This is a genomic window from Nonomuraea sp. NPDC050790, from assembly GCF_044456745.1.
In the GTDB taxonomy this organism is placed as follows: Bacteria; Actinomycetota; Actinomycetes; order Streptosporangiales; family Streptosporangiaceae; genus Nonomuraea.
This window is the reverse complement of record NZ_JBITGF010000004.1, coordinates 941,648-961,961: the sequence shown is the minus strand read 5'-3', so window position 1 is coordinate 961,961 and position 20,314 is coordinate 941,648. Positions and strand designations below refer to the sequence as shown.

Sequence of the window (20,314 nt, the reverse complement as noted above, 5' to 3'; positions counted from 1 at the left end):
ATCAGGCGGGAGGTATACCCGAATCGACCTATGCCTGGACGGTCATGGATCCGGGCGGGATTGAGATTGGTCGCCGGCGGCCCGGCACGAGACCATCGGCAGACCCCCATACCCCACCGCGGTGTTGCGGGTTTTTCCCTGATCTCGGCCCATGTGGGCTTCGAGCGAGTTCAAAACCGTCGAAGAGGGAGGTGCGCCATCGTTCCCGCATACGTCGAGGACCTGTACACAGAGGATGCGATCCTCGATCCTTATCCGCACTACCGTGCCCTGCGGGACCTCGGTCCCGTGGTGTGGCTGGAGCGGCATCAGGTCTACGCGCTGCCGCGTCACGAGCAGGTGCGTGCCGTACTCGGAGATGACGAGACCTTCCGCACCGGCGGCGGCGTCTCCCTGAACGAGCACTACAACGACCTGCTGCGCGGCTCCATGTTCGCCAGCGACGGCGAACGGCACGCGTTCCTGCGCGGCCTCGTCGGCCACAAGCTGACCCCGAAGGCGCTGCGGCCGATGAAGGCCCGGGTCGAGGAGGTCGCGGCGGCGGCGGTGGAGCGGGCGGTCGCGCGAGGTTCGTTCGACTCGGTGGGCCACCTGGCCCGCGACATGGTGATGGCGATCGTGCCCGACTTCATCGGCATCCCCGAGGAGGGCCGAGAGCATCTGATCGACTGGGCCGCCGCCAACTTCAACTGCCACGGCCCGCTCAACGAGCGCGCGAAGGCGTCGCTGGCGGTCTCGGGCCGGATGGCCGAGTACGCCTCCCGGCTGGTGCACGAGCGTTCCCCGCAGCCCGGCGGCCTGGCGCACTGCGTCCTGGACGCCATGGACGAGGGGCTGGTCGACCAGGAGCAGGCGATCTCCCTGATGATCGACTACCTGGTGCCCTCCCTGGACACCACGGTCACCGGCCTGAGCTCGGCGATCTGGCTCTTCGCCCGGCACCCCGCGCAGTGGGACCTGGTCAGGAACGATCCATCGCTGGTGGCCATGGCCTTCAACGAGGTGATCCGTTTCGAGACGCCGGTCCGCCAGTTCGGCCGCCGGGTGGCGCGCGACGTCGAGATCGCCGGTGTGCCGATCCCGGCGGGATCCCAGGTGCTGGTGATGTTCGCCGCCGCCAACCGCGACGAGCGCAAGTGGGAGCGGCCGGACGTCTTCGACGTGACGCGCAACCCGGTCGAACATGTCGGTTTCGGGTACGGCGCGCACGGCTGCGCCGGTCAGGGGCTGGCCCGGCTGGAGGCGCACGCCGTCCTGAAGGCCCTGGCCCGGCGGGTGGCCCGATTCGAGGTCTCCGGTGAGCGCAGGACCGTCAACAACCTGATGCGCGCGTTCGACACGCTGCCCACCCAGGTCATCCAAGGAGCACGACCGTGAAAGTGATCGTCGCCTACGCCCGCTGCGAGGGGCACGGCATGTGCGAGGAACGGGCCGGAGACATCTTCCGCCTCGACGACGCCGGCGACCTGCACTACGCCTACGACGGCGAGGAGGTGCCCGCCGCGCGCGAGGCGGATGCGAAGGCGGCAGCCGGGGTCTGCCCGGTGGCGGCGCTGAAGATCGTGCCGTGACGGCGCTTCGCCGCGTGGCGGTCGTGGGCGGCTCGCAGGCCGGGGTCGCCGCCGCCAACGCGCTGCGCGCCGCCGGGTTCGACGGGCGCGTCACGCTCTACTGCGCGGAGGACCGCCTGCCGTACAGCCGGCCGCCGTTGTCCAAGGACGTCCTGCTCGGCTTGAGCGACGCCGATTCGGCCGGCCTCCACGTGGCGGAGGGCGTCGACGTACGGCTCGGCGTACGCGCGACCGGGCTCGACGTCCATGCCCGGCGGCTGCGGCTGTCCACGGGAGAGCAGGACGGATTCGACGGGCTGGTCGTCGCCACCGGCGCGCGCGCTCGTTCCCTCGCCAGGACGCCCGGGGACAGGGCGCGCGAGGTGCGGTTGCGGACCATGGACGACGCCCTCGGCCTGCGCGAGCGGCTGGCGAGCGCCGGCTCGGTGGCAGTGGCCGGCGGCGGACCACTCGGCATGGAGATCGCCTCGGTCTGCCGGAGCCTGGGCCGGGAGGTGCGCGTACTCGACTTCCTGCCACCGATGCGCCGGCACGTCGGCGGCTACCTGGCCGATCTGATCATGGAGGCGGCGCGCGACGCGGGTGTGCGTTTCGTCCAGGCGGCCGGGCCCGCGCACGTCACCGAGCACGCGGTGGTGTCCGGCCGCGACCGGGCCGAGGCCGACCTGGTGATCACGGCGGCGGGCGAGGTCGCGAACACCGAGTGGCTGACCGGCTCCGGCCTGGCCTGCGCCGGCGGCCTGCTCGTCGACGACCGGCTGGCGGCGGCTCCCGGAGTCGTCGCCGCCGGAGACGTGGTGCTCCTGCCCACCCCGGCGGGCCCCGTGCGAACCCCGCTGTGGACCAACGCCCTCGACCAGGGCGAGGCCGCGGCGGCCACGCTGCTGGCTCCCGATTCGGCGCCTGCCTACCAGGCCCGCCCGTACTTCTGGACCGAGCAGTTCGGCCTGTCCATCAAGGTGTGCGGAACCATCCCGGCCGAGGAGGAGCCGGTGGTCGTCTCCGGTGACCGGGCGGAGCGCACGCTCGTCCTGCAGTGGTGGTCGGGCGGCGCTCCCGTCGCGGCGGCCACCGTCAACCACCGCATGCCCATAGTCAGACTCCGGCGGCTCGCCGCCTTCCCCCCGATAGGCGAGGTCATCCCATGAGCACGAAGCGCACCATCATCTCCGGCGGACTGATCGTCAGCATGGACCCCGAACTCGGGGACGTGGACGGCGGGGCCGTACTGATCGAGAACGAGAAGATCGTCCAGGTGGCCCGGTCGGCCGACGACCTCGCCGGCGTGGACGCCGAGCGGATCGACGCCACCGGCGGCTACGTCCTGCCCGGCATGATCGACAGCCACCGGCACACCTGGCTCGCGCTGCTGCGCGGCATCTCCGGCGACCAGGCCCTGCTGGAGTTCATCGCCAACACCTTCTACACCACCGGCGCGATCATGCGGGCCGAGGACATGGGCGTCGCCACCCTGGTCGGCTCGCTGGAGGCGCTCGACGCGGGCGTCACCTCCATCTTCGACTGCTCCGACTGCGTCAACAGCCCCGCGCACGCCGACGCCAACGTCGAGGGCCTGCGCGCCGCCGGGCTGCGCTCGGTCTACGCGTACGGCATGCAGCGCTACGACGTCCAGCCGCCCTCCTTCCACAGCCACGGCGAACGGCTGGCCGACGCCGCCCGGCTGCGCGCGGAGTACTTCCCGGGCTCCGATGACATGTACCAGATGGGCATGCTCTACACGGACTTCGGCACCATCCCGTTCAACGACACCGCGGCCGAGGTCCGGCTCGCGCGGGAGCTGGCCGTACACGGGGCCTCGCACACCGGAGCGGCGGCCGGATCGACGCTGCTGCGCGGCCTGCGCGAGCTCAACGACCACGATCTGCTCCTTCCGGGCCACCTGCATGTGCACTGCAACGGCCTGGACGAGCAGGAGTGGAAGCTGCTCGGCGACAGCGGCGCGCACGTCGTCACCTCGCCCGAGACGGAGCTGCAGATGGGCATGGGTCTGCTCCCCCTCCGCCAGGCCATGCGGCACGGCATCGCGCCCGGCGTCGGCACCGACAGCATCATCTGCGGCTCGGGCGACCTGTTCGGCCAGATGCGCCTGGCCCTGCAGCACCAGCGCGCCATGGACGCGCTGCCGGTGCACGCCGAGGGGCGTTCGCCGATCCAGGTCGACCTCAAGATCCGTGACGCGCTCACCTGGGCCACCACCAACGGGGCCGCGATCATGGGCCTGTCGTCCAAGATCGGCTCACTGACGCCCGGCAAGCTCGCCGACGTCATCGTCGTCAAGCCGCGCTGGAACCTGGTCCGCTCCAGCCACCCCACCGCCACCGTGGTCCTGCAGTCGACGGCGGCCGACGTTGAGACCGTGCTGGTGAACGGGGAGTTCCGCAAGCGCGACGGCCGGTTGGTCGGGCACGATCTGGCGGCGCTGCGCGCCAAGGCCGACACGGCCCTGGACAACATCGAGCGCTTGGTGGCCACGCGGCACCGGTTCGCCCCCTCCGAGCTGGCCGACTTCGTGGGCCAGGTCGAACGCGGCGCCAGCGTGAACTACGCACAGGCTTACATGACCACCTAAGACCCGGGGAAGCGGCCGGCCCGGCCGCTTCCCCTCTTGGCGTGATCGCGCTAGGCAAGGGCCTAGCGACCGTCGTGGTCCCGGCCACGGCACGGCCGCGGTGAACGTTCAGGGCGTGCGGCGTGTGCCCCACCGACCTGCGCCACCGACAGGGTGGACGCGAACGGGAGCTCGTCGCGGTTCTCGGCCGGCTCGTCGGCCACGCGGTCGATCGGTATGGCGGAACCATCAATGATGATCACCGCCCAGCGAAGGGGCAGGCGCTCGGACCGGCCGGCGGGAACATTGCCTTCCCGATCGCCAGATGAAGACGGTACTGTCATTACGCGGATTCCTTCCATGTTACCTGGGGGCCGCAAAGAACGGCCTCCGTGTACGGCGGAGGCCGTTCCCTTTTGGTCGATGGAGACGTGTGAGTTCGCCATCGCGATAGACGCTCCCACAAGATCGCAGGCGCGTCGCCAGCCGGGCGAGGATTCCTGCTACTCGGAATGACAATTCTCATCCTGCCTGCCATTTTCGGTGGAATTGACCGACAGACGGTGTGCCATCATGTGCAGTCAATGCAAAGAATGTCAGGAGGAGCAATGGACTCGACCATCAGCGACATTGTCCGCATTCTTCACCAGATGCCCGACGGGGAGAGGGGCTTCACCTACTATGAGCAGTTTGCGCAAATAACGACAAACCGGATACTCGAAGAACAGGGCCTGCATGATGCGCAAGAAGCCCCCAAAGACGACAAAACGAGCTTCGATGCGGTGATCTACAAGCTCGACCAGCTATCGCGGCAGAAGGCGCTCATCGACGACCAGATACGCCACCTGATCACCTACGCCCGCAACTTCGTCCGGCCGCGCCCCTACCAGTTGGCCGTCCTGGCCCAGGCGAGCCGGATCTCGATCTCCGGGGTCCGGCTCATAAGCAACGACCCCGCACGGATGTACAACATCGCTCGAAGCATACAAAGGCCGGATATTTCCGGAACAGTTGTGCCGCCGGACGAGGGAATTGCCGACACGGGGACACCGGGCCGCGACGCCTGGTTCCGCAAGAACCTCGGAGCCGAAGAAACCCCGCTCGATCAAACGAGCAATACCGAGGGACCCGCAAGCGCCCCGTGAGCCGAACGGCACGGCGCAGGCGGCCAGGGACCCCGGCCCGGAGGCGCCATACGCGGTTGCGCCCCTGGCCAAGCACGGACAGGACCCCGAGGACAGCACGGCCGAAGGGCATGTAGTGAAAATATAGAGAGGCTCGCTAGAGTTATCAATTTCACCTGCCCGGGACCCCGTAAACGCCAGCACATTATCACTCGAAGCCATTGAAGAGGGCCCCACCAGCCACAATGACAGAGGGCCGCGCGCCGATCACCCAAACAATCTTTACATCCAATTTATGGACTGCCACGATCGGCCTCATTCTGTCGTTGTGCCTGAAAGGGTGCATGTGAATCCCACCGGCTTATCCGCCGCGCCGCGCCGCGGAAGCGCATTCCTGGCCGCCTTCGCGATCACCACATCGATCCTGGCGGCCCCGGCCGTCGCCGAACGCACGCCCCCTCCGGCCCCGGCCTCCACCACCACCCCGGCCGAGCCGAGCCTGGTGGACCTGGCCAAGGTCGAAGCCAAGCGAACAGGCAAGGAGGTGGAGATCCCCAGCCTGCACACCGAGAACATGACGACGTTCGCCACACCCGGCGGCAAGACGGTCAAGACGTACGTGTCGAGCACCGTCGTCCGTGTCCGGCGTGACGGGGAATGGCACAAGGTCGACCCGACCCTCGTCGTGGAGAACGGAGTCGTCAGACCCCGGATGGCCAAGCTGGACCTCAAGCTGTCCAACGGCGGCACCGCTCCCCTGCTGGTCGCCAAGGGCGAGTTCCTCGGGCTCAAGCAGGGCAGCCCAGGCGAGATCAGCATCGCCGCGCCGGGCAACCTGCCCGCGCCCGAGCTGTCCGGCCAGAGCGCGACGTACCGCTCCGTCTACGGCCGCGGCATCGACCTGGTCGTCACCGTGACCCCCACGGGCTACCAGCAGCAGATCGTGATCCGCGAGCGCCCGGCCAAGCAGCTCAAACTGCCGGTGCGGATCGACCCGCCCGCCGGAATGTCCATCGGCAAGTCGGCCAAGGGCAAGCCGGCGGCGCTCGCGGGCGGCAAGGAGATCGCGGACCTGTCGGCGCTTCCGATCACCGACGCCAAGGAGACCGCCAGGCCAGGCAGCGGCCGGGCGGGCACGGCCACCACGACCCTCAAGGACGCCGCGCTCGTGCTCTCCCCCGACGCGGCGTTCCTGGCCGACCCCGCGGTGACCTACCCGGTCACGGTGGCCGCGGGCAACCCGACGCCGTGGCACGGGGCCGGCGCTCCGGCCGACACGTTCATCGCCAACGGCGGCAGCTACGTCAACGGCAGCTACTCGGCCAACAGCAACGCGATCTTCGCCGGGCGCCGCGACGGTTACAACTACCGGTCGTACCTGAAGTTCGACCTCAGGGACGCGCCGTTCATGGGCCGGCGGATCCTCGACGCGAACGTCACGCTGTGGAACTACATCTCCCACGCCTGCGGCGAGGTCGGCGGCGTCTCCATGCACCGCGTCGCGGCCGCCTGGACCCCCACCACGATCACGTGGTCGGGGCAGCCGCTCGCCGTGGCCGACGGGCACGTGATCAACCCCTACGGCAAGGACGCGAACTGCTCCGGCTGGATGGCCGAGGGCGAGCTCTGGTACTCCATCGAGGAGATCGCGCAGGCCTGGGCGAACGGGACGGCCAACCACGGCCTGATGGTCCGCTCGGTGGCCGAGTCCGGCGGGAACAACTGGCGCCAGTACCTGTCGGGCAACTACCCGGAGACCTCCCCCGACGGCAGCCACCACCCCTACTTCTTCCTCGAGTACGAGGCCCCCTCCCCACCCAAGGTGGACGGCTTCACGTTCATGTCGCCGGACCCGATCACGAGCCTGCCGACGTTCGAGGAGGCCCGCGCCCGGTCGGTCTACGAGCCGGAGGGCAGCGAGCGCACCAGGATCGACAACACGTTCGCCGGTCGCATCGCCGGCCGGCGCGAGGGCGAGCCCTTCGAGGCCATCACGGACGAACTCGACCGCAGCCCGAGCGGCAACGACGGCGAGGACGGAACCGGCGAGGACACCCTCGGGCCGCGCGTGCTCAGCGTCGAGCCCGCGAACGGCGCCGCCGACGTCCCCCTCGACACGAAGCTGAAGGCCACCTTCTCCGAACCGGTCACCGAGGCCGCCCTCCTGCTGAAGGACGCCGGCGGCGTCGAGGTGGCGGCGACGGCGACGTACGACGGCGGCGGGACGGTCGTGACCTTCACGCCGGAGCGCGCGCTGACCGCGGGAACCACCTACACCGCGGTGCTGTCGGACGCGGCCGACGAGTGGGAGAACAGGATGATCACCCACACGTGGTCGTTCAGCACCCCGAAGCGGGCCGCCGGTCACTGGACGTTCGACGAGGGCTCCGGCGACACGGCGAGCGACTCCTCGGGCAAGGGCCACGACGCGAAGCTGAACGAGACGGCCTCGTGGACCGCGGGCAAGAACGACACCGGGCTGACCAACGCCCCCGCCTCGCCCGCCTCGCCCGCCCGGCGGACCTCGCTGGCGGCCGCTCCCACGGTCACCGGCTTCGCCCTGACCCCGTCGCAGACGACCAGTGCCGGCATCGTGACGTCGTCGCTGACGCCCGCGCTCAAGGCGACCCCGACCGACGCCGCGTCGGCCGCCTCGACGGTCGAGTTCCGCGTGCTCAAGTACTCCGACGACAGCCACGTGTGGTCGGGCTCCGTCGCCAACGTGCCCTCGGGCACGCAGGCCTCGCTCGCGGTCGCCGCGGGCAAGCTGCTCGACGGCGTCAAATACGAGTGGCAGGTACGCGCCACGTCGGCAGGCGGCGCCTCCGCCTGGTCGGCGTACCAGTACTTCACGGTGGACGTGCCCGAGGCCGTCGTGGACCAGTTCCAGCTCACCCCGTCGTCGGGCACCGGCGCCGACATCAGGAGTTCCTCCCTGACCCCGACGATGAAGGCGAGGGTCACCGACCCGCTCGGCGGCCCGGCCGCGGTCGACGTCCAGGTGGCCCGCTGGTCCGACGACGTGGTCGTGTGGTCGACGAGCCTGTCCGGGGTGGCGTCCGGCTCGCAGATCTCCGTGACGGTCCCGGCCGGGAAGCTGCTCGATCTCACGAAGTACGAGTGGCGCGTCAGGGCCACCACGCCCGGATCCACCCCGGCCTGGACGCCCTACCAGTACTTCACCGTGGACGCCGCGCCCGCGGTGGACCAGCTCCAGGTGACCCCGTCGACGGGCACCGGGGACACGATCGTCACCTCCACGCTGACGCCGACGCTCCGGGCCAGGCTCGTCGACAAGCTGGGCAACAGCGGCACGGTCGACTTCCAGGTGGCGCGCTGGTCCGACGACGTCGTCGTGTGGTCGGGTTCGGTGCAGAACGTCGCCTCCGGCGCGCAGGCGTCGATCGCGGTTCCCGCTGGAAAACTGCTCGACGGCATCAAGTACGAATGGCGCGTCAAGGGTACGGGCAGCGGCGCCTCCTCCCCCTGGACGCCGTACCAGTACTTCACCGTGAACGTGCCCGAGCCGGTGGTGGACCAGTTCCAGCTCACCCCCTCGACGGGCTCCGGCACCGCCACCGTCACCAGCTCCCTGACCCCGACCCTGCGCGCGCGGGTGACCGACGCGCTGGGCGGTCCTTCGACGGTCGAGTTCCAGGTCGCCGACTGGGCCACCGACACCGTGCGGTGGTCGCGCTCGCTGAACGACGTCGCGTCGGGAGGCAACGCCACCGTCGTGGTGCCGGGCGGCGTCCTGAGCGACGGCGTGAAGTACGAGTGGCGGGTCAGGGCCACCACGCCGGGATCCACCCCGGCCTGGTCGTCGTGGCAGATCTTCACGGTGGACGTGCCCGAGGCCGTGGTGGACCAGTTCCAGGTCACGCCGTCGGAGACGGTCGGCACGAGCACGGTGACCGCCTCGCTCACCCCGACCTTGCTGGCCCGCGTCACCGACGCCCTCGGCGGCGCGTCCACGGTCGACTTCCAGGTCGCCGACTGGGCCACCGACACGGTGTTCTGGTCGGCGAGCGTGACGGGCGTGGCCTCCGGGTCCGTGGCGTCGGTGACCGTGCCGGCGGGGCGGCTGTCCGACCGGATCGAGTACGAGTTCCGCGTCAGGGCCACCACGCCGGGTTCCACCCCGGGCTGGTCGCCGTGGCAGCGGTTCAGGACCGACGTCTTCGACCCGGCCACCGACCCTGCGGTCAGCCAGCTCCAGGTCGTTCCGTCGCAGACCCAGGACGGGATGACGCTCACGCCGTCGCTGACGCCCGAGCTGCGCGCGCTCGTGTCCCACCCGCAGGGTGGCGCCTCGCGCGTGGAGGTCGAGCTGGAGCACGACCCGGCCGCGCCGCAGGGCCAGGGCAGCGGCCGGATCTGGGCCGCCGCACTGGACAACGTCGCATCCGGTACGGCTGTCGCGCTGCCCGTCGCCGAAGGCAGGCTGGCCGACGGCTGGCTGGTGCGCTGGCGGCTGCGCTCGCTGGCCGGCGCCAACTCCTCCACCTGGTCGGCCTGGCAGCAGGTGAAGGTCGCCGTGCCCAAGCCCGGTGTCGGCCAGCTCCAGGTCACGCCGTCGCAGGTGGTCGACGGCAAGACCGTCACCACCGTGCTCACGCCGTCGCTGCACGCGCAGGTCACGTACGCGCCCGGCGGCCGGCTGCGGGCCGAGTTCGAGGTCGAGCACGATCCGTCCGCTCCCGAGGGACAGGGGACCGGGCAGATCTGGGCGACCTCGGCCGAAGGGGCCGCCGGATCCCAGGTCGCGGCCGCCGTACCGGCTGGAAAGTTCACCGACGGGTGGATCGTGCGCTGGCGGGTGCGGTCGGTCGCGGGCACGGCCGCCTCGGCGTGGTCGGACTGGCAGCAGCTCGTCGTGGACCAGCCGGACTCGGCGCCCGCCGTACAGGAGCTGCAGGTCACGCCGTCGGAGCAGGTGGACGGCAAGACGGTCACATCCACGGTGACGCCGCAGTTGCGGGCCACCGTGCTCGACCCGCGTGGTGAGGCGCTCACGGCGGAGTTCGAGATCGAGCACGACCCGGCCGCGCCCAGCGGTCAGGGCACCGGGCAGATCTGGGCGACCTCGGCCGAAGGGGCCGCGGGAGCGCAGGTCGCGGCAGCCGTACCGGCTGGGAAGCTGACCGATGGCTGGGTGGTGCGCTGGCGCACCCGCGCCGTCTCGGCGACCGCGGCCTCGGCGTGGTCGGGCTGGCAGCAGTTCACCGTCGAGATTCCCAAGCCGGGGGTGGACCAGCTCGCGGTCAGCCCGTCGGAGCAGGTCGGCGGCAGGACGGTGACGCCGGTGCTGACGCCGTCGCTGCGGGCGCGGGTCACCTATGGGCCCGGTGGCGATCTGCGGGCCGAGTTCGAGGTCGAGCACGATCCGTCCGCTCCCGAGGGACAGGGGACCGGGCAGATCTGGACGAACTCGGCCGAAGGGGCCGCGGGAGCGCAGGTCGCGGCAGCCGTACCGGCTGGGAAGCTCAGCGACGGCTGGGTGGTGCGCTGGCGGGTGCGCTCCCACCTCGGTGGGCTGGCCTCGGCGTGGTCGGGCTGGCAGCAGCTCGTCGTGGACCGGCCGGACTCGGTGCCGGCGGTGGACGACCTCAAGGTCACGCCGTCCAAGAAGGTCGGCGACCAGACGGTGACGCGGGTCGAGACGCCGACGCTCTCCGCGAAGGTCGCCGATCCTCGTGGTGACGCGCTCACCGCGGAGTTCGAGATCGAGCACGACCCGGCCGCGCCCAGCGGTCAGGGCAGCGGGCCGATCTGGGCAGGCAACGTGGCCGGCGTCGAGGCCGGCTCCCAAGCGGCCCTCGCCGTACCGGCTGGAAAGCTCACCGACGGCTGGCTGGTGCGCTGGCGCGCCCGGGCCACCTCGGCGACCGCGGCCTCGGCGTGGTCGGACTGGCAGGTGCTCAAGGTCGACGTCGTCCATCCGGGTGAGGAGCCACTGGCGCAGACCGCCGACCCGGTGATCAGGACGGACGAGAGCTTCACCGTGGCCGCCTGGCTGCGATGGAGCGACGCCAACGGCGACTACGACGTCGTCGCGCAGAAGGGCGGCCATCAGGCGCCCTTCCGGCTCGGCAACGACCCCGAGGACGGGCTGGTGTTCACCTTCACCAGCGCCGACACCGCCGGCGCGACGGTCGAGGGCGCGCTCTCGGGCCGACGGGCGCCGGTGGAGGAGTGGTTCCACCTGGCGGGCGTGTACGACGCGGCGGCCAAGACCGCCTCGCTGTACCTCAACGGTGCGCTGATCAAGAGCGCGCCGGTGAGCTTCACCACCTGGAACGCCGCCACCGCCATGGCGCTCGGCAGCCGGATGAGGGGTTCGCTGGACGAGGTCCAGGTGTTCCAGAGGACGCTGGACGCCACCCAGATCCTCGCCCTGCTGGCGAACCCGGCCGCGCCGCCGTCCGCCAAGGCCAAGACGTCCGCGGCGGCCGCCGTGGCCGGCAACTTCCAGTACAAGCACCCGTCGCTGGAGACCTGCTACGCCACCCAGCGGGCGCCGCGCTTCCTCGACGCCTACTCGCGGATGCAGGAGCGCCCGCACTCGGCCTGCTGGACCACCTGGATCGGGCACGGCGGATGGGAGGAGGTCGACGAGAACGGCGTCAAGAAGCGCAAGAACCGGACCGCCTGGTGGGTCAAGCTCTTCCCCGGCCCCCTGCGGATCCCGGCGGCCCTGCTGGACAAGGTGACCGACGACGACGTGTTCACCTTCCGGGCGACCTGGGTGGCGCACACCTACATCGGCAACCACACCGGAGACCGCGTCTACAAGGGCGGTTCCGGCGCCGACGGGCTGAAGCCGCAGAACATCAAGTTCTTCCTGAAGCTCTCGGACTTCGGCATCTGGAACAGAGGCGTCAGGCAGACCCATCTCGACGACGACCTGAACGACGTCCAGATCGAGTTCGACCTCGGCACCGAGGGCGGCTGCGCGGTGTCTGCCAGCAGCCCCAGCCCCACCCAGTTGAAGACGATCTCCAACTGGCGCTCGACGGCCTACCTCGAGTACCTGATCAACACGACCAAGCCCGCCAACCACGACAGGGAGGTCTGCCAGCTCCAGCCCGCGATCACCAAGTACGAGGCCAAGCGCGGCCGGCTGCCGCTGTGGGACCAGGAGATCCTCGGCGACGGCGGCAACCGGCTCGGCGTGGTGCGGTGGGGACAGGGCATTCCCGTCTACCCCACGTGGTCGCCCAGCTTCCGGTGCGACTGGCGGCAGCTGGGGAACTTCGGTGAGGAGACCGCGAACACCGGCGGGTGCATCTACATGAGAGCCGACCGGGTGTTCACGATGTCCAAGAGCAGGGACGACGAGTTCCTCGATGTGATCAACCACATCGAGAAGGCCATGGACCCCGCGCGGAACCACCTCACCTACCCGCCCTATCGGCCCGGAGACACGACCGACGGGCGAATAAAGAACCGCCCGCCCGTCAAGGGACCGCTGGGCAACGAACTGCCGAAGCTCATCGGGGGCAACTACGCCGCCGCCCCGAACACCCTGCAGGGAGCCGCCCTGTGGAGAGCGGCGAAGGGCGTCTACGCCAAGAACAGAAGGGTGTTCTCGGGCACTCCGTTCGCGGTGCCTGAGGATGATTACGACCTGCCCTACGGCGGGACCTACTGCCGGTACTACTCGAAAGAGGTGTACCAGCAGTGGGGCTACCGGAACGTGCAGTGCGACGAGTACCCTTTCGCGTCGACCGAGCAGGGAGCGGCGAAGGACAAGATCCACTACTCGGTTCAGGGGGTCAGGCAGACCCACAACGAGGACCACGGGGATGCGCTGAAGGCGTTCTACGGTCATTATCGCCTTCTCGACTACGACCCCGAGAACACCATCACCAAGGTCAGTGACAGCCCGTTCTGGGTGAAGATCGTGAACTAGCCGGCCGTCGAATGCGGGGCCGCCGAGCGTGGCCCCGCATTCCCTTTGGACACAGGATGCGCACCATGACGAACACCGAACAGGCTCTTCCCGCGGACAACCAGTGGGATCTGCTGGTGGAGCACGGCGCGGGGTTACAGCTCGGCTTCCACGCGCTGTGGGTGGAGGGCGACGATCCGGCGGAGGTGGCCAGGCTCTTCCGCGTGGACGAGGACTCACGCGTGGAGTGCGACGTGGCGACGCTCGCGGGGACGTACAAGGGTCCGCCGGCGAAGGGGATCTGGATCGGGCCGCACACGGCCGGCTGGACCCATCTGTTCGTCTTCGGGCTGTCGTCGAACCATCGCGTGTTCGACAGCCTGGGCAAGCGCCGGGCCTTCCAGATCAAGTTCTGGGGCGAGGTGGGCGAGGGGCTCGAACCGCTGTATCTGCACGTTGACGGCGAGCTGCTCGGGGACGTCAACCCGCCATACGAGGTGGGCGGGTACATGTCGCTTCCGGAGTATCGGGCGTTCACCGAGGGGCTGGCGCTGGACCCCGATGGGGACCTTGAGCACGACGTGCACACGCTCTGGTGCGTGGTCGGGCGGATCACCGGACGCTTCACGGATCGGGACTGGTGGACGGCGTCGCGCACGTTCTACAACATCCCGGCCGACGCCTGGCCTCGGTGAGCCCAGCCCGACTGGACGCCGATCACCGACAGCAGGCGCAACTGCCCGACCGCCGCGCTGCCCGCCGGCGCGGTGTAGAACTGCAGGCGCTGCCGCCCGTCCTCGCTGAACAGGTTCTGGCAGTGGATGTCGACGATGCCCAGCTCGGGGTGGATGATCCGCTTGCGGTCCCCCCGGCGGACGGCGACGTCGCCGGTGTCCCACAGGACGGCGAACTCCTCGCTGATACGGCGCAGCCGTACCACCATCTCCATGGACACCCCGTCGTGGCCGCGCCTGGCCACGGCGGCGCGCAGGTCGTGCACGAGGACCCGCGCGTGGTGCGGATGGTCGGCCACCGGGTAGATCGCCCGGCTGGCGGGGTCGGTGAACCAGCGCTGGACGTAGCTGTCGTCCGTGGGCGGGCCGATCAGCGCGGTGGCCAGCCGGTTCTGGGCGAGGGTCTCGTGCAGGTCGGTGATGATGCGCGCGGGGGTGGAGTCGAGCCGGTCCAGCAGGGCGAGCATGGCCGGCTGCACGTGCACGGCCGTCCCGTGCCCGGCGGGCGGCGTACGGCCGGCCAGCAGGAACAAGTGCTCGCGCTCGTCGGCGTCCAGGCGGAGCGCGCGGGCGAGCGCGGCCAGGACCTGCTCCGAGGGCTGCGCTCCCCCGCCTCGCTCCAGTTCGATGTAGTAGTCGACCGAGGTGCCCGCGAGCTGGGCGACCTCCTCCCTGCGCAGTCCGGGCACCCGGCGGCGCGACCCGCCGATCAGGCCGACCTCGGCGGGGGTGATCCGCGCGCGCCGGGTTCGCAGGAAGGTGCCGAGTTCGGTGAGGTTCACCTGCTCAGCGTGACATGCCGGATTCGGCGGGAGCCAGGGGACGTCACCCCCTGGCTCCCGGCCGTCAGCCAGGGGACGTCAGCTCCTGGCTGCGGGCCGGAAGGCGTCGCTGACGTCCACTGGGGCGCCGCCTCCCGCGGTGCCGCCGCCCGGGATGTAGACGGTTCCGCCCACGGTGACGGCGGCGGTGCCGTGCCTCGGGACCGGCATCGGGGCCAGCCGCTTCCACCGGTCGCGGACGGTGTCGTAGACCTCGACGTCGGGGAAGACGGTGTTCGGGTCGGCGCCGTCGTGCCGCCCTTCGCCGCCGAAGGTGTAGATCCTGGCGCCGACGGCGGCGGCCGCGATGCCACCCCGCGCGGTCGGCATGGGCGCCCGTTCCGACCAGCGGCTGGTGCGCAGGTCGAGGGCGTAGACGTTGGCGCGGACGTTCACCTGTCCCCGGTCCCGGCCGCCGACCACGTAGAACGTCGAGCCGATGACGGCCCCGCCGACGTGGTCGCGCGCCTGCGGCAGATCCGGCAGCTTCTCCCAGCGCCCGGTCGCGGTGTCGTAGGACGAGACGGTGGCCACGGTGTCCTGGAGGCCGCCGGGTCCGGGCTGGAGTGTCAGCATGCCGCCGGCGAGGTAGATCTTCGTGCCTCGGACACCGATCGCGGCACTACCCCGCGCCAGGCCGGCCGGTACCGGGGGCAACCGGGTCCAGCGGTTCGTACGCGGCTCGTAGACGAAGCTGTCGGGCAGCGCCCGCCAGGCGGCGCCGCCGGACAGCCCGCCCAGGACGTACACGCGGCCGCCGGCCGCGACGGCGTTGGGGTGGTTCATGGCCACCGGCAGCGGCGCCACCCGCGACCAGGTGCCGCGCCGGGTGTCGTACACCTCGGCCCGGTCGGTGGTGGGGAAGCCCGGGGCGTTGAGCACGCCGCCGAGCACGTAGACCTTCCCGCCGATCGCGGCCACGCTGTGTTCCTGCCGGGGACCGCCCGCGATCGGCGCCAGCCGTCGCCAGCCCTGCCCGTACACCGGATCGGCGGCCACGGTCTTCGCCCGCACGTCCTCATGACCCGGGTGCGCCTGGCCGGTGGCGAACACGGCGGCGGCCAGCAGGCCCGTCCATAGTCTCGTCATGCTTGCCACGCTGGCCCACCGGCGGGCGGCCATCCAGGTGCCGCGGGCCCCTGGATACCCCTTTCCGGCTCGGCGAAGGTGTGTGTCACCGAAAAGGAAAAGGAGAGGCACATGCCGTTCGCGAATCTGAAGGTCCCCGCCGGGACGCTCACCGCCGAGCAGAAGGAGAACCTGATCGTCAAGGTGACCGACCTGTACTGCGCCACGTTCGGCGACGCCGTACGCGACAACACGATGGTGCTCGTGGACGAGGTCGTGGACGGCGGCTGGGGCATCCGCGGCGAGGTCCTGACCCTCGCCAAGCTCCAGCGACCCGCGCCCTGAGCATCCCGGTCGCGCGTCATCGCCTCGCCGGTACGGCGCCGCCGATCGCCACCGGGTTCTGGCGGAACTCGCCGGGCGGGCTGCCGACCCAGCGGGTGAAGGCGCGGCGGAACGCGCTGGGTTCGGAGAACCCGAGCCGGTGGGACAGCGCGTCGACCGATTCGCCGCCCCGGCGCAGGCTGTCCACGGCGAGGTCGCGCAGCAGTTCCTCGCGGATCCGGTTGAAGGAGGTGCCCTCCTGGCGCAGCAGCCTGCGCATGTGCTGGACGCTGACGGCCAGCCGGGCGGCCACGTCCTCGGCGCGGGCCCAGGTGGTCATGTCGCCGCGTTCGATGACGTTGCGGACCCGGTCGGCCGTGGTGGTGCCGTAGTCGCGGTGGTGGATCAGGTCGGCCGGGGAGCGGCGAAGGTAGGCCAGCAGCTCGCGCTCGTCCCGCACGATGGGGGCGGACAGGTGGCCGGCGTCGAAGCTGAGAGAGGCAGCCGGGGCGTCGAAGACCGGGGTGAGGCCGAAGATCGGGGCGTACTCGGCGCTGTGGTCCGGTTCCGGGAACGGCAGCTCCAGGCCGGTCAGCGGGATGCGCCGCGCCACCAGCCAGGCGGGGAAGCGGTGGGCCAAGGCGAGCATGATCTCGGCGGCCGGCGGGCTCGCCTCGGTTTCCGCGGCGAACTCGACGCGGGCCGTGCCGTCCTCCACCGTGAGCGTGCTCGCGGTGTAGCCGGTGGTGATCGCCGCGAACTCGACCAGCCGCTCCAGCGCGGTACGCAGGTCTGGCGCGTGGATCAGTGCGAGGGCGATCATCCGGAACGTGCCGGGGAGCACCGGTTTGGGGCCGAGGCCCAGCAGTTCGTCGCCGGTGGCGCAGGTGAGGGCGCGCATCACCGCCACCGCCCGCTCGCAGTCCACCTGCTCGGCGGTGAGCGGGTGGCGCGGGCCGGCTCCGGCCGCCGCGGCGGCCGTACGCAGAAAGTGGGCCGGAACTCCCATGACCTGGACCGTAGCATGCGCGTTTCGGTCACAGATCGCGCGAGTTTCGGTGCCTCCGCAACCGGCCTGCCCCGATCTACATTCGCCGGTGGAAACCCGAAGGAGTCATCATGAAGACCGTCGTCATCACCGGTGCCGCGGGCGGGCTCGGGCTGGTGGCCGCGCGCCACCTTCTCCGGGCGGGCATGGAGGTCGTCCTCGTCGGCCGCGACGAGCAGCGTACGGCGGCCGCGGCACGCGGGCTGCCGGGAAGGGCCCGCTGGCTGGCGGCCGACCTGTCGATCCGGGCCGAGGTCCGGAATCTCGCGAGCAGGCTGGAACGCGTCGACGTGCTCGTCAACAACGCGGGCGCGGCGTTCCCCCGCTATGGGGAGAGCGCCGACGGCGCGGAGCGCACCCACGCCGTCAACCACCACGCGCCGTTCCTGCTCACCCACGCGCTCCTGGCGAACGGCGCGCTCACCCCCGACGCCCGGATCATCAACCTGTCCACCTTCGTGGAGAAACGCGGCAGGCTCGACCCTGATGACCCGGACGTCGCCGGCACCTCCTGGCGCGACCGGTTCTACTCGCAGATCCACGTCTACGCGACGAGCAAGCTGCTGTCGCTCCTGGCCACCAGGGAACTGGCGCGGCGCCTGCCCGAGGGCATGCGCGCGTACAACGCCAATCCCGGCATGGTGAAGGGGACCGGCATGAACGCCAACGCCGGCGGGCTCATGCGGCTGACGGCGCCCCTGTTCCGCCCGTTCTCGATCACACCCGACGAGGGCGTACGCACAGTGGTCCACCTCGCCACCGCCACCCCTCCACCCGAGCCCAGCGGAGCCTTCTTCACCGGCACCGCCCCCACCGAACCCTCACCCCGAGCCCAGAACGCGGCCCTGGCCCTGACGGTCTACGAAAAGACCGCCGCCCTCCTGGACACTCCTGGAGCCTTCATTCCGTGACCACTTTCCAGGACCACCAGGCGGGCCTGTCGCTCAATCTCACCGAGCCGCGCTCGTCGGAGGTGAGGTACAGGTACTCACTCGGGGCCGTGAGCTGGGTCAGCGACCTCGCCTCCCCGTGCCGCTCACGCTCCGGCGTGCACCACAGGTAGCCGTCGTCTCGGGATCGGGCTCCATGACCCAGTTCTGCGGGCCGAGATTGGCCTGGTGACCCTTGTGTTGATGATGGCGCTGCGCGTCCCCCGGCTTCGCGGCGGGCTTGAGTATCTTCTTGGAGTTGAAGTCGTATTTCCGCGGCCTGTTCACGGTGCTCGGCTTGGCCTCGGCCGGGCGGGTCGACAAGGGCCGGCCGGATGTGACATGACGCGTGCGGCCGGCCATACCGGCGATATACCGCGCTCCTTTAGCGTGACCGTCCCGACGACGCAGGCGCTCTCAAGGAGGATCCCGTGGCCAGAACTCGACGATTGGCCGTCGCGCTAGCCGTACTTCCCATGGCGGTTGTTCCGCTCGCGGCGCAGGGCGCCGCCGCCGAGCCCATCCCCGGAATTCCGCGCACCAAGTACACGATCAAGGTGACGAGCGTCCACAACGGCGCCGTGAACCGCAACAAGATGCTGGCGAGCTGTTCGGCCGGGATCGGCGGCACCTGCTCGATCTCCCGGTCGTTCTCCGTCCAGCGCACCATCCAGGTCAACCTGGGTGTGTCACGCGATTTCGTCGCCGGCCAGATCGGTTTCAGCAAGTCCACCACGGCGACGGTGACGGCCCAGTGCAATTCCCGGCCGTTCACCAAGTCGGGGCAGGTGTATCGGGCTTACCCTCTGGGCGTGAAGAAGCGCTACAACATCATCAGGACGATCTCCATCGACGGCAAGGTCATCAAGACGACGACCTCCAGCGGCGAGGCCTTCAACCCCACGGGCGTCTCCTGCACCCTGAGCTGACCGCGGCGCGTGGAGCAGGGCAGAGGCTGACGAGCTAGCGCACCAGGTGCCGGCCGCCCGCGACCGAGAGGGTCTCGCCGTTGGCGTGGCCGTTGGCGGCCGAGCCGAGGTAGACGACGGCGGAGGCGACGTCCTCCGGCGTGCAGATGCGGCCGGTGGGCGTCTTGGCGGACTCGGAGTCGACGGCCTCCCGTCCGAAGCCGGGTGTGCTCAGCGCCCGCTCGGTGAGCGTGAAGCCGGGCCTGACGACGTTGGTGAGGATGCCGTGCGGCGCCTCCCGCAGCGCGAGCACGTTCACCGCGGTCTCCAGCGCGCCCTTCGCCGCCGGATAGACGAATCCGGCGGGTACGGGCTGGTCGACCACGTCCGAGGAGATGATCACGACGCGTCCCCATCCTGCCTCGCGCATGCCGGGCAGGACGGCGTCGACCAGCGTGAGCGTGCCGACGGCGTTGACGGTGAAGCCTTCGGCCAGGCTCTCCCAGGTCTCCGGCGCCCGGCTGGGCCAGGAGACCGCGTTGGCGACCAGGACGGCGACGGGCCCCAGGGTCCGCATCACCTCGCGCACGGCGGCCGCCATGCTCGCCGGGTCGCTCTGGTCGATCCGCACGGTCATGCCCTTCTCGCCCGCCGCCTCGCGGGCGGGTTCCTCGTTGCCGTACCAGCCGGCCGCCACCCTGGCGCCTTCCTGCGCGTACGCCCTGGCGATGGCCCGGCCGATCGCGCCCGACGCGCCCGTGACCAGGACGACCGCTCCGTCGAGTCCGAGATCCATTGGCTCTCCTAATAGTTAGTCGGCTACTTATTAGCCGACTATACATCCTCGATAGGATGATGGAGTGAACGTCGACGAGGCCATGCGCGTGAACCGGGCGCTGAACAAGATGAGCAAGCTCTACCGGGCGGCCAAGGCGCGCAAGCTCGCCGCGCTCGGCCTGCACCCGGGGCAGGACGTGCTGCTCTGGCTGCTCGCGCGCAAACGCGAGGGCATGACGGTCTCCGAACTGGCGGCCAGCGTGGGCATCGAGCCGCCGACCGCCACCCGCACGCTGGCCAGGCTGGAGTCGGGCGGCTGGTTCCGCCGCGAGCCCGTCCCCACCGACCGGCGCCAGGTACGCATCGTGGTCACCGACGCCGGCCACGCCCTGATCCCCGGCATCGAACGGGCCTGGGCCGAACTCGCCGAGGAGAGCATGGGCGAGGCGGGCGACGACGAGCGCGAGATCACCCTGTCCACGCTCGAAGCCGCCAACGACCGCCTGCGCGCCCTCGTCGGCGAGGGCCCTCTCACCGAGGACTGAAG

Annotated in this window: 16 protein-coding genes; 11 read left to right on the top strand and 5 right to left on the bottom strand. The window is 70.5% G+C overall.

Going from position 1 to position 20,314, the window contains the following annotated elements:
• Nucleotides 1–288: 288 nt before the first annotated feature.
• The 7 genes from ACIBEJ_RS24855 (at nt 289) to ACIBEJ_RS24825 (ending at nt 13,853) form a co-directional block, all read left to right on the top strand.
• Entirely contained in the window at nt 289–1,377 is a 1,089-nt protein-coding gene (locus ACIBEJ_RS24855) for a cytochrome P450 (RefSeq protein ID WP_397185181.1), read from the top strand.
• Nucleotides 1,374–1,571 carry a ferredoxin gene (locus tag ACIBEJ_RS24850; RefSeq protein ID WP_397185180.1) on the top strand — a complete coding sequence of 66 codons (198 nt, stop codon included), beginning with the start codon at nt 1,374–1,376 and terminating at the stop codon, nt 1,569–1,571. Before ACIBEJ_RS24855 ends, ACIBEJ_RS24850 begins: the two co-directional genes overlap by 4 nt.
• Nucleotides 1,568–2,719, top strand: a complete 1,152-nt coding sequence (locus tag ACIBEJ_RS24845; RefSeq protein ID WP_397185179.1) for an NAD(P)/FAD-dependent oxidoreductase — start codon at nt 1,568–1,570, stop codon at nt 2,717–2,719. Before ACIBEJ_RS24850 ends, ACIBEJ_RS24845 begins: the two co-directional genes overlap by 4 nt.
• A complete protein-coding gene (locus ACIBEJ_RS24840) occupies nt 2,716–4,161 on the top strand; it encodes an amidohydrolase family protein (protein WP_397185178.1) in 1,446 nt (481 codons plus the stop codon). Before ACIBEJ_RS24845 ends, ACIBEJ_RS24840 begins: the two co-directional genes overlap by 4 nt.
• A 587-nt stretch (nt 4,162–4,748) precedes the next feature.
• A complete protein-coding gene (locus ACIBEJ_RS24835; RefSeq protein WP_397185177.1) occupies nt 4,749–5,285 on the top strand; it encodes a hypothetical protein in 537 nt (178 codons plus the stop codon).
• Between the two features lie 325 nt (nt 5,286–5,610).
• On the top strand, nt 5,611–13,179 hold the full coding sequence (locus tag ACIBEJ_RS24830; RefSeq protein WP_397185176.1) for a DNRLRE domain-containing protein: 7,569 nt from the start codon (nt 5,611–5,613) through the stop codon (nt 13,177–13,179).
• Nucleotides 13,180–13,244: 65 nt separating this feature from the next.
• Entirely contained in the window at nt 13,245–13,853 is a 609-nt protein-coding gene (locus ACIBEJ_RS24825; protein WP_397185175.1) for a hypothetical protein, read from the top strand.
• Here ACIBEJ_RS24825 and ACIBEJ_RS24820 read toward each other — a convergent pair.
• Both ACIBEJ_RS24820 and ACIBEJ_RS24815 read right to left on the bottom strand, forming a co-directional pair.
• On the bottom strand, nt 13,820–14,674 hold the full coding sequence (locus ACIBEJ_RS24820) for a helix-turn-helix domain-containing protein (RefSeq protein WP_397185174.1): 855 nt from the start codon (nt 14,672–14,674) through the stop codon (nt 13,820–13,822). The two genes, ACIBEJ_RS24825 and ACIBEJ_RS24820, sit on opposite strands and share 34 nt — an antisense overlap.
• Nucleotides 14,675–14,752: 78 nt before the next feature.
• Entirely contained in the window at nt 14,753–15,802 is a 1,050-nt protein-coding gene (locus ACIBEJ_RS24815; protein WP_397185173.1) for a Kelch repeat-containing protein, read from the bottom strand.
• A 111-nt stretch (nt 15,803–15,913) separates the two neighbouring features.
• On the opposite strand from ACIBEJ_RS24815, the gene ACIBEJ_RS24810 reads away from it, so the two are divergent.
• Nucleotides 15,914–16,126, top strand: coding sequence for a 4-oxalocrotonate tautomerase family protein (locus ACIBEJ_RS24810; protein ID WP_397185172.1), 213 nt, complete (start codon nt 15,914–15,916; stop codon nt 16,124–16,126).
• Nucleotides 16,127–16,142: 16 nt separating this feature from the next.
• Here ACIBEJ_RS24810 and ACIBEJ_RS24805 read toward each other — a convergent pair whose 3' ends face one another.
• Nucleotides 16,143–17,114, bottom strand: coding sequence for an AraC family transcriptional regulator ligand-binding domain-containing protein (locus ACIBEJ_RS24805; protein ID WP_397185171.1), 972 nt, complete (start codon nt 17,112–17,114; stop codon nt 16,143–16,145).
• Nucleotides 17,115–17,224: 110 nt separating this feature from the next.
• Here ACIBEJ_RS24805 and ACIBEJ_RS24800 point away from each other — a divergent pair, with 110 nt between their 5' ends.
• Nucleotides 17,225–18,064 (top strand): SDR family NAD(P)-dependent oxidoreductase, encoded by an 840-nt coding sequence (locus ACIBEJ_RS24800; RefSeq protein WP_397185170.1) that lies wholly within the window; start codon nt 17,225–17,227, stop codon nt 18,062–18,064.
• Between the two features lie 99 nt (nt 18,065–18,163).
• On the opposite strand, the gene ACIBEJ_RS24795 is transcribed toward ACIBEJ_RS24800, so the two are convergent.
• On the bottom strand, nt 18,164–18,445 hold the full coding sequence (locus ACIBEJ_RS24795; protein WP_397185169.1) for a hypothetical protein: 282 nt from the start codon (nt 18,443–18,445) through the stop codon (nt 18,164–18,166).
• Between the two features lie 113 nt (nt 18,446–18,558).
• Here ACIBEJ_RS24795 and ACIBEJ_RS24790 point away from each other — a divergent pair, with 113 nt between their 5' ends.
• Complete coding sequence (locus tag ACIBEJ_RS24790) at nt 18,559–19,011, top strand: hypothetical protein (protein WP_397185168.1); 453 nt, start codon at nt 18,559–18,561, stop codon at nt 19,009–19,011.
• A gap of 34 nt (nt 19,012–19,045) precedes the next feature.
• Here the strand turns inward: ACIBEJ_RS24790 and ACIBEJ_RS24785 are convergent, their stop codons facing one another.
• Nucleotides 19,046–19,786 carry an SDR family NAD(P)-dependent oxidoreductase gene (locus ACIBEJ_RS24785; RefSeq protein ID WP_397185167.1) on the bottom strand — a complete coding sequence of 247 codons (741 nt, stop codon included), beginning with the start codon at nt 19,784–19,786 and terminating at the stop codon, nt 19,046–19,048.
• 64 nt (nt 19,787–19,850) lie between these two features.
• Here ACIBEJ_RS24785 and ACIBEJ_RS24780 point away from each other — a divergent pair, with 64 nt between their 5' ends.
• On the top strand, nt 19,851–20,312 hold the full coding sequence (locus ACIBEJ_RS24780) for a MarR family winged helix-turn-helix transcriptional regulator (protein ID WP_397185166.1): 462 nt from the start codon (nt 19,851–19,853) through the stop codon (nt 20,310–20,312).
• The last annotated feature ends 2 nt before the right edge of the window (nt 20,313–20,314 follow it).

Coding starts and splice junctions, on each gene's coding strand:
- ACIBEJ_RS24840 (WP_397185178.1), top strand. CDS start 2,716: ATGAGCACGAAGCGCACCATCATCTCCGGCGGACTGATCGTCAGCATG.
- ACIBEJ_RS24835 (WP_397185177.1), top strand. CDS start 4,749: ATGGACTCGACCATCAGCGACATTGTCCGCATTCTTCACCAGATGCCC.
- ACIBEJ_RS24825 (WP_397185175.1), top strand. CDS start 13,245: ATGACGAACACCGAACAGGCTCTTCCCGCGGACAACCAGTGGGATCTG.
- ACIBEJ_RS24815 (WP_397185173.1), bottom strand. CDS start 15,802: ATGACGAGACTATGGACGGGCCTGCTGGCCGCCGCCGTGTTCGCCACC.
- ACIBEJ_RS24810 (WP_397185172.1), top strand. CDS start 15,914: ATGCCGTTCGCGAATCTGAAGGTCCCCGCCGGGACGCTCACCGCCGAG.
- ACIBEJ_RS24805 (WP_397185171.1), bottom strand. CDS start 17,114: ATGGGAGTTCCGGCCCACTTTCTGCGTACGGCCGCCGCGGCGGCCGGA.
- ACIBEJ_RS24800 (WP_397185170.1), top strand. CDS start 17,225: ATGAAGACCGTCGTCATCACCGGTGCCGCGGGCGGGCTCGGGCTGGTG.
- ACIBEJ_RS24795 (WP_397185169.1), bottom strand. CDS start 18,445: ATGGCCGGCCGCACGCGTCATGTCACATCCGGCCGGCCCTTGTCGACC.
- ACIBEJ_RS24790 (WP_397185168.1), top strand. CDS start 18,559: ATGGCGGTTGTTCCGCTCGCGGCGCAGGGCGCCGCCGCCGAGCCCATC.
- ACIBEJ_RS24785 (WP_397185167.1), bottom strand. CDS start 19,786: ATGGATCTCGGACTCGACGGAGCGGTCGTCCTGGTCACGGGCGCGTCG.